This window comes from Pseudomonas sp. ChxA, assembly GCF_030263855.1.
Lineage (GTDB): Bacteria > Pseudomonadota > Gammaproteobacteria > Pseudomonadales > Pseudomonadaceae > Aquipseudomonas > Aquipseudomonas fluorescens_CB.
On record NZ_JARPMK010000001.1, the window covers coordinates 1,872,720 to 1,887,205 of the forward strand.

Below are 14,486 nucleotides of genomic sequence, written 5' to 3' on the forward strand. Positions count from 1 at the left end.
TTGCGCCGAATCTAGTCATGTCTGACTTTTCGGTCAACGATTTTCTGACCAGAAGGTCAAGAAATTGCGATCACAACCCTTTCAATTATGGTTCACGCTTCTGGAACCGGTGTTTTTGCTGGCTTTTGGCTTTTCAGCGTTGCTTATTTCATGCCAAATTCGCGCCTGTGGGCGTAGCGCCATCAGCCAGCCAATGCGCTACACTGCCGCGCTTGTACCGATAGAAGATTTTGAAGGGAAAACATGACGTTCAAGGCGCCGGACAGTCTCGCCGAGCAAATTGCTCACCACCTCGCCGAACGTATCATTCGCGGCGATCTCAAGCCTGGGGAGCGGATCCAGGAACAGAAAGTCACGCTGGCACTCAATGTCAGCCGTGGCTCCGTGCGTGAAGCTTTGCTGATCCTCGAGCGCCGCCACCTGATCGCGATCCTGCCGCGCCGTGGCGCCCATGTCACCGAACTCACCGCGCACAAGGTGCAGAGCCTGTGCACGCTGATGGGCGAGTTGTACATATTGCTCGGCAATTCGGTGGCTGAGGGCTGGAAGGTCCAGGCCGATATGGCGCCGTTCCTGCAGATCCAGCAACGCCTGATGACCAGTTTCGAACGTGAGGACGTGCGTGCCTTCGTCGAAGAAAGCTTCAGTGTGATGCGCGCCGCGTACCCCTTTGCCAACAACCCGTACTTGCAGGAAACCGTCGAAAACCTGCAGCCGGCGATGAACCGTGCCTATTACCTGGCCCTGGACCAGCGCAAGGCGGAGATGAGTGAGTACCTGGCGCTGTTCGAGCAACTGCTTGCGGCGGTGCTCGCCCGTGATCTGCCGCAGATCCGCCAAGTGCTGTCGGCCTACTGCGAGCGCAGCAGCTCGCTGGTCATCGCTGCGTTGGCGGACGCCTAAACGTGCGGCTCAAGTGCATCAAACTGGCGGGGTTCAAATCCTTCGTCGACCCGACCACGGTGAACTTCCCCAGTAATATGGCAGCGGTGGTCGGGCCCAATGGTTGCGGCAAGTCGAACATCATCGACGCCGTACGTTGGGTGATGGGCGAGAGCTCGGCAAAAAACCTGCGTGGCGAGTCGATGACCGACGTCATCTTCAACGGCTCCACCAGCCGCAAGCCGGTGAGCCAGGCCAGCATCGAACTGGTGTTCGATAACTCCGATGGCACCTTGATCGGCGAATACGCGGCCTACGCGGAAATCTCGATTCGCCGCAAAGTGACGCGCGACAGCCAGAACAGTTACTTCCTCAACGGCACCAAATGCCGTCGACGCGATATCACCGATATTTTCCTTGGCACCGGCTTAGGCCCGCGCAGCTATTCGATCATCGAGCAGGGCATGATTTCCAAGCTGATCGAAGCCAAGCCCGAAGACCTGCGCAACTTTATCGAAGAAGCCGCCGGCATCTCCAAGTACAAGGAGCGCCGTCGCGAGACCGAAAACCGTATCCGCCGTACCCACGAAAACCTTGCCCGCCTGACCGACCTGCGCGAAGAACTGGAGCGGCAACTCGAACGCCTGCATCGCCAGGCCCAGGCGGCCGAGAAGTACCAGGAATACAAGGGCGAGGAGCGCCAGCTCAAGGCGCAGCTCTCGGCCCTGCGCTGGCAGGCGCTGAATGATCAGGTCGGCCAGCGCGAAGCGATCATCGGGACCCAGGAAATCAGCTTCGAAGCGCTGGTGGCCGAGCAGCGTAATGCCGACGCCAGCATTGAGCGCCTGCGTGACGGCCACCATGACTTGTCCGAGCGCTTCAATCTGGTGCAGGGGCGTTTCTACTCGGTCGGCGGCGATATTGCCCGGGTCGAGCAGAGCATCCAGCACGGCCAGCAGCGCCTGCGCCAGTTGCAGGATGACTTGAAGGAAGCCGAACGCGCGCGCCTGGAGACCGAGTCGCACCTGGGCCATGACCGCACCTTGCTGCTGACGCTGGGCGAAGAGCTGGACATGCTCACGCCCGAGCAGGAAATCACCAGCGCCGCCGCCGAAGAGGCCGCCGCCGCCCTCGAAGAAGCCGAAACCACCATGCACGGCTGGCAGGAGCAGTGGGACGCTTTCAACCTGCAATCCGCCGAGCCGCGCCGCCAGGCTGAAGTGCAGCAATCGCGCATTCAGCAACTGGAAACCAGCATGGAGCGCCTGGCCGAACGCCAGCGCCGCATGCAGGAGGAGCGCGCGTTGCTCGCCGCCGACCCGGAAGACGCGGCAATCATGGCGCTGAGCGAGCAACTGGCCGAAAACGAAATGACCCTGGAAGAACTCGAGGCCAGCGAGGAACAGCAAGTGGAGCGCCTGGAGCAATTGCGTCAGCAACTGCAACAGGCGACCCAGGCCCAGCAGCAGGCCCAGGGCGATTTGCAGCGGCTCAACGGGCGCTTGGCGTCGCTTGAAGCCTTGCAGCAGGCCGCGCTGGACCCAGGCACCGGCACCGCCGAATGGCTGCGTGACCAGCACCTGGCCGAGCGTCCGCGCCTGGCCGAAGGCTTAAAAGTTGAAGCGGGTTGGGAGCTGGCGGTCGAGACCGTGCTGGGCGCCGACCTGCAAGCCGTATTGGTGGATGATTTTGGCGGTTTCGACCTGGCCGGCTTCGCCCAGGGCGATTTACGTTTGCTCAGCCCCGCAGCCGATGGCACGCGAGTGCCGGGCAGTTTGCTCGACAAGGTTGAGGCCGCGATCGATCTGGCGCCGTGGCTGGGCCAGGTCAAACCGGTTGAATCATTGGAGCAAGCCTTGTCCCAGCGTGGCCAATTGGGCGCCGGTGAAAGCCTGATCAGCCGAGACGGTTACTGGGTTGGCCGGCACTTCCTGCGCGTGCGTCGCGCCAGTGAGGCCGAGAGCGGCGTATTGGCCCGTGGCCAGGAAATCGTCAACCTGAGCGCCGAACGCGAAGAACGCGAGGCCACCCTCGAAAGCCTGGAAACCGAACTGCAAACCCTGCGTGCCACTCAGCGCCAACAAGAGACTGGCCGCGAACACCTGCGCCGCCTCTTGCAGGACGAAGCGCGCCAGCAAGGCGAATTGAAAGCCCAACTGTCGGCGAGCAAGGCCAAGGCCGAGCAACTGACCCTGCGCCGCACCCGCCTTGACGAAGAAGTGGCCGAGATGGGCGAGCAGCGCGCCCTCGAACACGAGCAGATCGGCGAAGCGCGCCTGCACTTGCAGGAAGCCCTCGACAGCATGGCGCTGGACACCGAGCAGCGCGAACTGCTGCTGGCCCAGCGCGACAGCCTGCGTGAGCGCCTCGACCGCGTGCGCCAGGAAGCCCGTCAGCACAAGGACCATGCCCACCAATTGGCCGTGCGCCTGGGCTCGTTGCAGGCCCAGCACACCTCCACGCGCCAGGCGCTTGAGCGTTTGGAGATGCAGTCCGAACGCCTCACCGAAAAGCGCGAGCAATTGAGCCTCAACCTGGAGGAGGGCGAAGCGCCATTGGAAGAATTGCGCCTCAAACTCGAAGAGTTGCTCGACAAGCGCATGACCGTCGACGAAGAGCTCAAGACCGCGCAGATCGCCCTCGAAGACGCCGACCGCGAACTGCGCGACGCCGAGAAGCGCCGGACCCAGGCCGAACAACAATCCCAGCTGATTCGCGGCCAACTCGAACAGCAACGCATGGAATGGCAAGCCCTGACCGTGCGCCGCAAGACCCTGCAAGACCAGTTGCTCGAAGACGGCTACGACCTGCACGGCGTGCTCAATACCTTGACCGCCCAGGCCAATGAAAAAGACGCCGAAGAAGAACTTGAGCGCATCGCCGCGCGTATCCAGCGCCTCGGCGCGATCAACTTGGCGGCTATCGACGAATACCAGCAGCAGTCCGAACGTAAACGTTATCTGGACGCCCAGGACGCCGACCTGGTCGAAGCGTTGGACACTCTGGAGAACGTGATTCGCAAGATCGACAAGGAAACCCGTAATCGTTTCAAAGATACCTTTGATCAGATTAATGGCGGTTTACAGGCGTTATTCCCGAAAGTTTTCGGTGGCGGCAGCGCCTACTTGGAACTGACGGGCGAAGATCTACTCGATACAGGGGTGACGATCATGGCGCGGCCGCCGGGCAAGAAGAACAGCACCATCCATTTGTTGTCCGGTGGCGAAAAGGCCCTGACCGCATTGGCCCTGGTATTTGCGATCTTCAAGTTGAACCCCGCGCCGTTTTGCATGCTCGACGAAGTTGACGCGCCGCTGGATGACGCTAACGTTGGACGCTACGCTCGGTTGGTTAAAGAGATGTCCCAGACCGTGCAGTTCATCTATATCACCCACAACAAGATCGCCATGGAAATGGCCGACCAGTTGATGGGTGTGACGATGCATGAGCCGGGTTGTTCGCGATTGGTGGCGGTGGATGTCGAAGAAGCGATGGCGATGGTGGACGCCTAGCGGCGAGTTGCAAGCTGCAAGTGTGTGAGGCTATAGCTTGCAGTGTGTAGCTCACAGTTGGCGGCTGGTGTAAGAGATCTTCCAGGTCGCTGAAAGATGGCAAATCGACACATTTCGCGCCAACTGTGTAAAGTTATCGAAGGTCGTGCTAGTTTATTGTCAATTCCTCGTATGCGTGGGCAAAACGTCAGTCAGAACATAGAGTTGGCGCCACGTTTTAAAGCGGTTTGGACGTTGCTAAACCCCTTATTTTTCAGCATTTTTTATTAGAGGCACGGGATTACATGGAAATCGGTCTGCGCGAGTGGCTGATCGTCATCGGCATTATTGTCATTGCCGGTATTCTTTTTGATGGCTGGCGCCGCATGCGCGGTGGCAAGGGCAAGCTCAAATTCCGTCTGGACCGCAACCTGTCCAACTTGCCCGACGACGACGGCAGCGCCGAGCTGCTGGGGCCGCCCCGTGTGCTGGACAACCATAAAGAACCGCAACTGGACGAGCATGACTTGCCGTCGATGAGTGCGCCGGTGCGTGAAGCCCGCGAGCCTTCCTCCAAGCGTGGCAAGCGCGCGAGTGCCGCCGTCGCCGAGCCGCATCAGGGCGACCTGAACCTCGACGTGGATGAAGGCCCGAGCTTCAGCAGCCGCGACGACGATTTCCCGGATGAAAATATCGGCAAGTCATCCAGTGCGCCACGCCAATCGGTCAACGACCAGCCAGCTGCCGAAGAAGTCTTGGTGATCAGCGTGATCTGCCGCGACGCCGCCGGCTTCAAAGGCCCGGCGCTGTTGCAGAATATCCTCGAAAGCGGCCTGCGTTTTGGTGAAATGGATATCTTCCACCGTCACGAAAGCATGGCCGGCAACGGCGAAGTACTGTTCTCCATGGCCAACGCGGTCAAGCCGGGCACCTTCGACCTGGACGATATCGACCTGTTCAGCACCCCGGCGGTGAGCTTCTTCCTCGGTTTGCCAGGCCCGCGTCACCCGAAACAAGCGTTCGATGTGATGGTGGCCGCCGCGCGCAAACTGTCCCAGGAACTCAACGGCGAGCTCAAGGACGATCAGCGCAGCGTGCTCACTGCGCAGACCATCGAGCATTACCGTCAGCGCATCGTCGAGTTCGAGCGTCGCGCCCTGACACAGAAACGCTGAGGATTGGTCTTCAGCGTTGTCAGTAGAATAAGCGCACTAACATATTGAGCAGCTTCGGCTGCTCTTTTGCTTTATGAGAGAACACCCATGACCGCCGCCCACACCCGCATCCTCGAACTGCGCGCTGAACTGGATCAGCACAACTACCGTTACCACGTCCTCGATGAGCCAAGCATCCCGGACGCCGAGTACGACCGGTTATTCCATGAGTTAAAGGCTCTGGAAGCCGAGCACCCGGAACTGGTGACGCGTGACTCACCGACGCAGCGGGTCGGCAGTGCGGCGTTGTCGGCGTTCACCCAGGTCAAGCACGAGATTCCGATGCTCAGCCTGGGCAACGCCTTCGATGAAACCACCATGCTCGAATTTGATCGCCGGGTGACCGAAGGTCTCGACCTGCCGGTGGGCGATCTGTTTGGCGGCGGCGCAGCGGTGGAATACAGCTGCGAGCCCAAGCTGGACGGCCTGGCGGTCAGCCTGCTGTATCAGGATGGCGAGCTGGTGCGCGGCGCCACGCGTGGCGATGGCACCACCGGCGAAGACATCAGCGTCAATGTGCGCACCGTGCGCAATATCCCGTTGAAGCTGCATGGCAGCGGCTGGCCGGCGACCCTGGAAGTGCGCGGCGAAGTGTTCATGTCCAAGGCCGGCTTCGAGCGCCTCAATGCCTCGCAACTGGAAGTGGGCGGCAAGACTTTCGCCAACCCGCGTAACGCCGCCGCCGGCAGTCTGCGTCAGTTGGACTCGAAGATTACCGCCAGCCGTCCGCTGGAATTCTGCTGCTATGGCGTGACTACCGACATCAGCGACACCCATATCGGCAACCTGCAGCAACTCCAGAAGTGGGGCATGCCCATCAGCCATGAGCTGAAGCTGGCCAAGGGCATTCAGGATTGCCTGGCGTACTACCGCGATATCGGCGAGCGGCGTAACAGCCTGCCGTATGAGATCGACGGCGTGGTGTTCAAGGTCAACAGCATTGCTTCCCAGCGTGAGCTGGGCTTCCGCGCCCGCGAACCACGCTGGGCCATCGCGCATAAATTCCCGGCCATGGAAGAGCTGACCGAACTGCTCGACGTGGAATTCCAGGTTGGCCGCACCGGTGCGGTAACGCCGGTGGCGCGTTTGAAGCCAGTCAAGGTCGCCGGTGTAACGGTGTCCAACGCCACCCTGCACAACATGGACGAAGTCGCGCGCCTGGGCGTGATGATCGGCGACACCGTGATCATTCGCCGCGCCGGTGATGTGATCCCGCAGGTGGTGTCGGTGGTGCTCGAACGCCGCCCGGAAAACGCCCGTGCCGTGCCGATCCCCGAAAGCTGCCCGGTGTGCGGCTCCCATGTGGAGCGCACGCAACTGGTCAAGCGCAGCAAGGGCAAGGAAACCGTCAGCGAAGGCGCGGTGTACCGCTGCGTCGGGCGTCTGGCCTGTGGCGCGCAGCTCAAGCAGGCGATCATTCACTTCGTCTCACGGCGTGCCATGGACATTGATGGCCTGGGCGACAAAACCATCGAGCAGTTGGTGGATGAAAAGCTCATCGGCTCGCCAGCTGACCTCTACAAACTCAAATACGAGCAGATCATCGACCTGGAAGGCTTTGCCGACATTTCCAGCAAGAAGCTGATCACCGCCGTCGAAAACAGCAAGACTCCGACCCTGGCGCGGTTTATCTACGCCTTGGGCATTCCGGACGTGGGCGAAGAGACCGCCAAGGTACTCGCGCGCTCGCTGGCGTCCCTGGAGCGTGTGCAGCAGGCCTTGCCCGAAGTGCTGACGTACTTGCCGGACGTGGGTCTGGAAGTCGCCCACGAGATTCACAGCTTCTTTGAAGACAGCCACAACCAAGAGGTGATTGGCGCGCTGCTGTCGCCGGATGAGTGCGGCTTGCAGTTGCAGGATCAGGGTGACCTGAGCGCCGAATTCGCCGCCAGCACCACCTTGGGCGGCTTGCTCGACAAGCTGCACGTACCCAGCGTGGGGCCTGGCGCCGCGCAAAAACTGGCGGACAAGTTTGTAAGCCTCGAAGGCGTGATCAAGGCTGACTGGCTGGACATGCGCCAGGCACTGCCCGAGAAGCAGGCCAAGGCGGTACGCGAGTTTTTTGATAACCCGGACAATGCCAGCCATGCCCTGGCTATCGAGCAGCAGCTCAAAGACTTCGGTATGCATTGGCAGAGCGAGAAAAAGGTCGTCGAAGGCTTGCCGGAAGCGGGGCATACCTGGGTGCTGACCGGCTCCCTGGAGCTGATGAGCCGCGACGTGGCCAAGGACAAGCTCGAAAGCCTGGGCGCCAAGGTCGCGGGTTCTGTCTCGGCCAAGACCCACTGCGTGGTCGCCGGGCCGGGTGCGGGTTCCAAGCTGGCCAAGGCCACCGAGCTGGGCCTTAAGGTGCTGGACGAAGAGGCCTTCGTCGCCTTCCTGGCCAAACACAACATCACTGTCTGACAGCTTTTGTGGCGAGGGAGCTTGCTCCCGCTGGGCTGCGAAGCAGCCCCAAAGCCATTGGAACGATCTTTAACGGTAAATGATCTAGTCTTGGTCACCCAGGGAGAGATCGCCATGTTCCGCTACTTCGAGCAACTCAGCACGCGCATCGCCGCACCGTTCATGGCCGGATCCTCGCGCAGCAGCAAGGTGTGGCAGTGCCGGTGTGGCCAGTCGCTGTTCTTTCGCAACAGCCAGTGCCTGGCCTGCTCGGCCCTGCTGGGCTATCAGCCGCAGCAAAGTCGGTTGTCGTCTTTGCAGCCCGGCCCCGTCGAAGGCACTTGGCTGCAAGACGATAACCTCGACGCCGGCGCCTTCCGCCGCTGCGCCAACCTCGACACCCCGGCCGCCTGCAACTGGCTGATTCCTGCCCACAGCACCGCGACGTTGTGCGTGGCCTGTAGCCTTAACCGCACCATTCCCGACCTGTCGATCCCGGAAAACCCCGAACGCTGGCGCAAAGTCGAAACCGCCAAGCGCCGGTTGGTGGCGCAACTGATCAGCCTGGGCCTGCAAGTGGTGCCAAAAAGTGTTGATGAAGACAGCGGCCTGGCCTTCGATTTCGTCGGCATCGACCTGCAAGGCAACGCCCCCACCACTGGCCACGCCAACGGCCTCATCACCCTCGATATCAAGGAAGCCGACGACGCTCACCGCGAGAAAGTCCGTGTGCAAATGCGCGAGCCGTATCGAACGTTGCTCGGCCACTTTCGCCACGAAGTCGGTCATTATTACTGGGACCGGCTGATCGCCAACAGCCATTGGCTTGAACCGTTTCGACGCCTGTTCGGCGACGATCGCGCCAGTTACGCCGAGGCCCTCGACCAGCACTACCAGAACGGCCCGCGCCCCGACTGGCAGCAAACCTGTGTCAGCGCCTACGCGACCATGCATCCCTGGGAAGACTGGGCCGAAACCTGGGCTCATTACCTGCACATGATGGACGCCGTCGACACCGCGCTGGGCTTTGGCATGAGCGCCCGCGAGATGGACCTGGATTACCAGCCGTTCCCGCTGACCACGCTCTACGACCCCGAACACCCTGGCGGCCCGGCGTTCCTGTCGTTCGTCAACGCCTGGATCGAACTGGCCGGCATGCTCAACGAACTGTCACGCAGCATGGGCCAGCCGGATTTCTACCCCTTTGTGTTGCCGCCGGCGGTGATCGCCAAGCTGCACTTCATTCATTTGGTGATTCAGGAGGAGGGCGGCAGGGCCGATGAAGTCGTACACGCACAGTAATCTGCCCGAGGTGGGAGCTGGCTTGCCTGCGATGGCGGTCTTTTGGCGGTGTACATATCCGTTGCTGCGGTAACGGCTGAGTAGGGTTCCGCTCTTACAGCGGGTCACTTTTGTAAAGACCGGAATGCCGGCCCAGACAAAAGTAACCAAAAAGTCTTCGCCCCAACACTCGGTGCCTCGCTTAGGCTCGGCATGCCCGCAATCCGCCAGTGATTTGGGGGGTCGCCGCGATGGGCCATCCTTGGCCCAGCGCGGCTAAACCGGCATCCCTGCCGGTTTACCCCCCAAATCCCTGTCGAATTCCGGCCATCGTGTTTGACGGGGCGATTTCAGATCAAGATCAAAAGCGCAGATCAAAAGACCGCTGACTTCGTCATCGAAAAGGATGTAAGGGCAACAGCAACAGCAACAGCAACAGCAACAGCAACAGCAACAGCAACAGCAACAGCAACAGCAACAGCAACAGCAACAGCAACAGCAAAACCATACTCGGTCAAAGGTGGGAGCTGGCTTGCCTGCGATGGCATCAACTCGGTGTGCCTGATGTACCGAGGTGTCTGCATCGCAGGCAAGCCAGCTCCCACAGAAAAGCAGTTCTTCAGTGTATTCAGATAGGTTTTTGCTTCGCACTTGATCTGGCTCTTGCTTCAACCACTCAGGTCGGCTTTCAGGCCGCCGTGCTGTAGATCTTGATCTTGATCTGCTTTTGATCTGAGGCGCCCCGTTAACCACGATGGCCGAACGCAGGCTTGAATCCGTGGGTAACCCGGCAGGACGCCGGGTTAGCCGCGCTGGGCCAAGGATGGCCCATCGCGGCGGCCCACGGATTCAAGCCGGAGTGAGGGCACACCGAGCCTAAGCGAGGGGCCGAGTGGTGGGGCACAGACCTTTTGGTTACTTTTGGGGCGTTTGCCAAAAGTGACCCGCCGTAAGGGCGGAACCCTAAGCCGCCGTTACCGCAGCAACGGATATACACCCAAGACGCCAATATCTGTGTAGATGCCGATGCTGCGACTACGGTGCATCAGCCATTGAATGCCCCAACTGATACACCGCAATCGCGAGCAAGCCCGGCTCCCACAACGTTCTGCCCGCTTATCGCGATGGTGGACAAGTGCTTGAGCCCCCTCATATTTTTAATCCGGAACAACAGTTGTAACTTCCGACGAGATCGGTACAATGGCCCCGCTTGCCGAGAGGCCAGCGTCGTTATGGTGACCCCATCGGTCCCCCCGCAACGATTACCCGTGAACCTGGTCAGAGCCGGAAGGCAGCAGCCACAGCGGGAACATTGTGTGCCGGGGTGTGGCTGGTGGGGTTGCCTCCATAACGCTCTTCCTTGTTTTTACCCTCCCTGTTTCAAATCAAACACGTTTTTACGCGCTCATCTGCGATTTTTGCGCAGCGATGACGGCTTTGTGCTGGAAAACCTTCAGCCGCCTGCTAGCTTCAATCATGCAAGCGACACAGTGCTGGAGTAGTAAAGAAGTGATGGCACTCCTTTGATCAACAAGGATGATTGCCATGTCCAGCCTTCCAGTTTTACCCGGAATTATCAGTGCTTCAGTCGGCCCCCCAGGCAAGGCGCAGAATGTGCCCGCTGATGTTCGCTTTATCCAGCATCTGTTTAATCTGATCACACCAGAACCCGCTTCGCGCCTTGCGGAAGACGGAAAGTGCGGCCCGCTGTTGTTGCAGCGCATCAACGACTATCAGGCCAATCGTCTCAAGGTCAGCAAGCCTGATGGTGTGATTGACCCAGCAGGTCGGACGTTCACTAGCCTGGTCGACGATGCTGGCAAAGGCAAAGACAATGCCGTTGTCCCTGCCGACTCACCGTTAGTCACCAGCCCCACATGTGACGGTCATACCGCCCTCACCGAGGCTGACTTTCAGAACGCGGCTGCAGTGCTGGGCAACGGTATTTCGGCGAACCTGATCAAAGCGTTCGCCTCGGTCGAGTCCGGTGGGCGTTCCGGGTTCGGGCCGGCCAACATGCCGGTTATCGCCTTCGAGGGCCATATCTTTCGCAAGTACACTCAACATAAGTACGACAGGGCCTACCCCCTTTTGTCCTACCCCTTCCTGGTCAATGCCGGCCCGCAATGGAAAGCCAATAACAAAACCCAGGCGACTGCGTGGCGGACTCTGGTCGATGCTTACAAGTTGGATCAGGCCGCAGCGCTGATGTCGGCGTCCTACGGTATGTTCCAGGTCATGGGCTTTAACTTTGCCGCCTGTGGTTATAAGGACGTGTTTGAGTTTGTCGCTGCACTGAAGCTTAACGCCAGCCAGCAATTGATGGCGTTCTGCGGCTTTTGTCGCAAGAATCCGGCCTTGCTCAGAGCGATGAAAAGCAAGGACTTTGCCGGCATGGCGCGCAATTACAATGGCTCAAGCTATGGCGACTACGACAGGCGTATCCAAAAAGCCTTTGAGGCGCTGGAAAGGAAAAGGTAGCGGCGTGTGTTGGCTGCTTCACAGCGTTGAGCGTGCGCACTGGACAACCTAAAACCATCTTGTTAGTTTCGCGCAGCCACTTGTTTCAAGTTATGACAAGTGCGCTGCGCTGATATTGAAGTGCTATCGCTTCTTTAATGAACAAGGATGTCCACGATGAAAAGCCTGCAAGGGTTGCCCCGTCTGATCAGTGCTTCAGTGGGCGCGCCGGGTAAAGCGCGCAACTTGCCCACGGATGTTCAGTGCATCCAGTATCTATTTAATCTGATCATTCCCAATATGGGTTTTACGCTGGCCGAAAACGGTAAGTGCGATGGTCAATTGGTGCAGTGCATCAGCCAGTATCAGTTCCGGCATCTCAAGTATGCGCACCCCGACGGCGTGGTCGATCCTACCGGCCGAACCTTCAACAGCCTGATCGAAGAAGCCGTGAAGGTGCCGGTAAAAGCCTTCCCCGGGATGCGCATTCCGAGCTTTCTCAACGTGTTCGGCAATAACGGTGGCGATGCGGTACAGGCCACGGTCAATGTGTACTTGGACCGCATGCGCGCCATGATCGAAGCCGAGCGGCGCAACCGGCAGTTGATGCTCCAGGCTACGTGTGACGGCGGCATGACATTGACCGACACCGACTTTCAGAGCGCCGCCACGCAGTTGGGCAGCGGTATTTCGGTGAATATCATCAAGGCGTTCGCCACGGTTGAGTCCGGCGGGCGTTCCGGATTCGGACCGGCCAAGTTGCCGGTGATTGCCTTTGAAGGGCACTTGTTTCGCAAGTACACCAAGCACATCTACGACCAGGCGCACCCGCTGCTGTCCTATATCTACGTGAGAAAGGCCGGGCCGCAGTGGCAGGTTAATAACAAGGACCAGACCAAGGCCTGGGAGACCATGGCCACCGCGTTTGCGCTGGATCAGGAGGCTGCATTGATGTCGGCGTCCTGGGGCATGTTCCAAATAATGGGTTTCAACTACACCTCCTGCGGTTACAAGACAGTGTTTGAATTCGCCGCCGCCCTGAAGATCAATGCCGGTAACCAATTAAAAGCGTTTATCGGCTTTTGCAGCCAGAGCCCGGCATTGATCAAGGCCATGAAAGATAAAGACTACGTGGCCATGGCGCGTAACTATAACGGCAAGGATTACGGCGACTACGACAGCCGTATCAAAAAGGCCTACGAAGCATTGGAAGGGAAGAAATAAGATGAGCCGTTTTCTAGCGATGAGCGTGTTGTCGTTGTGCGCCTTGGCGCCTACGTTGGCAGGTGCGGCCGAGCTGCATTCCGGCAAGTACGAAGGGCTGATGCTGGCGGTCACGCCTGAACATCAAGTCGAAGGCTACTACGCAGAAGAGTTGGGCGAAGGCGTGACCCGCAGTTGTGCGTTCTACTTGCAAGGCCCGCCCGAAGCGCTCACCACCTGGCTCGACAATGCCTACCCCGGCAGCGTGGTGCCTTCCTCCGACGGCGTGACCTTGACGGTAGAGCAGGGGCGCGAGCACCCCGGCTGCCTCAGTGTATTGATGCCGGAAATCGCCACCGGCCTGGAGTTGACCGAGACGGCCAACACGCAATGGATTGGCCTGGTGACGGTTTCAGCCGACAAGGCCTATCTGTTGGAAGAGCCTGACGCCGACGCGGCCAAACGCCCGTATATCGTCAAGGATGATGTGGTCGGCGTTCTGGCGTTCAAGGACGGCTGGGCCAAAGTCGAGTTTACCAATGCCAAGGACCATACCTACACCGGCTGGATCAGCCAGGACCAGTACGCACGCTTGGCTGCGCCGCAAGCCGACTAACCAAACGTCTCCCGCAGCAGCCCGGCAAACGCATCCCGCGCCAGGTGGCGCTGGGTGTCTGTGTGCCAGAACAGCAGGTTGTCGACGGCCTGCAATTCCTCGAACCGGTAGGACGCCAGTTGATTGGCCTGCTCATAGCGGGCCAGGATGCCTTCCGGCGCCAAGGCCACGCCAATCCCCGCACTGACGCAGCCAATGATCGTGCCCCAACTGGCATAGCTGGCGATGCTCGGCTTGAAGGCGTGCGGTTTGATCCAGTGCTCCAGCGCTGCGCGGTAGGGGCAGCCCGGCGGCCACACCAGCAAGGTACGGCCTGCCAAGTCTTCGGCACTGTGGATTGGCGCGCTGGAGGCGCTGGCGATTAGCACCAGGCGTTCGCTGTAGACCACGCTGTGTTCGAGCTTGGCGCGCTTGCCGCCCGAGGCCACCAGCGCCACATCGAGGCGATGGTGTTGCAGGTCGTCGAGCAGTTGCGCCCAGGCGCCAGTGACCAGCTCCAGGCTGAGGTCCGGGTAGCGCCGGTGGTATTCGGCCAACAGCGGCGGCAGGCGGCCGCTGGCGCTGGATTCCACCGCGCCGATGCGCAAGGTGCCACGCGGAATCGCGTTGGCATCCACTGCGCGTTTGGATTCATCCACCAGCGCCAGGATGCGTTCGCAGTAATCGAGGAAGATCTCACCGGCGGCACTGATGGCCAGCCCACGGCCTGCGCGGATAAACAGCGGCGTGCCCAACTCGCTTTCCAACTGCTTGATGCGCGTCGTGATGTTGGATGGCACGCAGTGCAATTGCAGCGCGGCCTGAGCCACGCTGCCGGTTTGGGCCACGGCGCGCACCATTTTCAGTTGGGCCAGTTCCATTGCTCAGTTCCAATGATTTCAGAAGTCAGAAACGCTTAATTGTCCTACGCCTTGCGCGGCTCAAGACTGTCGGCATTCCCTCTCAGTATCTGGA

Annotated in this window: 10 protein-coding genes and 1 other RNA gene; 9 read left to right on the forward strand and 2 right to left on the reverse strand. The window is 60.0% G+C overall.

From position 1 onward, the window contains the following. The first annotated feature begins 243 nt into the window (after window positions 1-243). The 6 genes from P5706_RS08375 to ffs all read left to right on the forward strand — a co-directional run bounded on the left by P5706_RS08375 (window position 244) and on the right by ffs (window position 10,592). Entirely contained in the window at window positions 244-903 is a 660-nt protein-coding gene (locus P5706_RS08375; RefSeq protein ID WP_200432338.1) for a GntR family transcriptional regulator, read from the forward strand. 2 nt (window positions 904-905) lie between these two features. Further along, window positions 906-4,394, forward strand: a complete 3,489-nt coding sequence (gene smc / locus P5706_RS08380; protein ID WP_285678963.1) for a chromosome segregation protein SMC — start codon at window positions 906-908, stop codon at window positions 4,392-4,394. A gap of 284 nt (window positions 4,395-4,678) precedes the next feature. Continuing rightward, window positions 4,679-5,548 carry a cell division protein ZipA gene (gene zipA / locus P5706_RS08385; RefSeq protein ID WP_285678964.1) on the forward strand — a complete coding sequence of 290 codons (870 nt, stop codon included), beginning with the start codon at window positions 4,679-4,681 and terminating at the stop codon, window positions 5,546-5,548. Window positions 5,549-5,635: 87 nt separating this feature from the next. Next, window positions 5,636-7,993 (forward strand): NAD-dependent DNA ligase LigA, encoded by a 2,358-nt coding sequence (gene ligA, locus P5706_RS08390; protein WP_285678965.1) that lies wholly within the window; start codon window positions 5,636-5,638, stop codon window positions 7,991-7,993. 114 nt (window positions 7,994-8,107) lie between these two features. Beyond that, on the forward strand, window positions 8,108-9,274 hold the full coding sequence (locus P5706_RS08395) for a zinc-binding metallopeptidase family protein (protein ID WP_200432342.1): 1,167 nt from the start codon (window positions 8,108-8,110) through the stop codon (window positions 9,272-9,274). Window positions 9,275-10,495: 1,221 nt separating this feature from the next. Further along, an RNA gene (gene ffs / locus P5706_RS08400) (signal recognition particle sRNA small type) lies at window positions 10,496-10,592 on the forward strand. 58 nt (window positions 10,593-10,650) lie between these two features. Here the strand turns inward: ffs and P5706_RS08405 are convergent. Continuing rightward, window positions 10,651-10,800 carry a hypothetical protein gene (locus P5706_RS08405; protein WP_285678966.1) on the reverse strand — a complete coding sequence of 50 codons (150 nt, stop codon included), beginning with the start codon at window positions 10,798-10,800 and terminating at the stop codon, window positions 10,651-10,653. On the opposite strand from P5706_RS08405, the gene P5706_RS08410 reads away from it, so the two are divergent. From P5706_RS08410 to P5706_RS08420, 3 genes are all read left to right on the forward strand, one after another. Then, the gene (locus P5706_RS08410) at window positions 10,799-11,734 is read left to right on the forward strand and encodes an N-acetylmuramidase family protein (RefSeq protein ID WP_285678967.1); all 936 of its coding nucleotides are present in this window, start codon (window positions 10,799-10,801) and stop codon (window positions 11,732-11,734) included. The genes P5706_RS08405 and P5706_RS08410 overlap by 2 nt on opposite strands. Window positions 11,735-11,890: 156 nt before the next feature. Continuing rightward, window positions 11,891-12,937 carry an N-acetylmuramidase family protein gene (locus tag P5706_RS08415; RefSeq protein WP_285678968.1) on the forward strand — a complete coding sequence of 349 codons (1,047 nt, stop codon included), beginning with the start codon at window positions 11,891-11,893 and terminating at the stop codon, window positions 12,935-12,937. 1 nt (window position 12,938) lies between these two features. Then, the gene (locus tag P5706_RS08420) at window positions 12,939-13,532 is read left to right on the forward strand and encodes an SH3 domain-containing protein (RefSeq protein ID WP_285678970.1); all 594 of its coding nucleotides are present in this window, start codon (window positions 12,939-12,941) and stop codon (window positions 13,530-13,532) included. Here the strand turns inward: P5706_RS08420 and P5706_RS08425 are convergent. Continuing rightward, window positions 13,529-14,392, reverse strand: a complete 864-nt coding sequence (locus P5706_RS08425) for a LysR family transcriptional regulator (protein WP_285678971.1) — start codon at window positions 14,390-14,392, stop codon at window positions 13,529-13,531. The genes P5706_RS08420 and P5706_RS08425 overlap by 4 nt on opposite strands. Window positions 14,393-14,486: the final 94 nt, after the last annotated feature.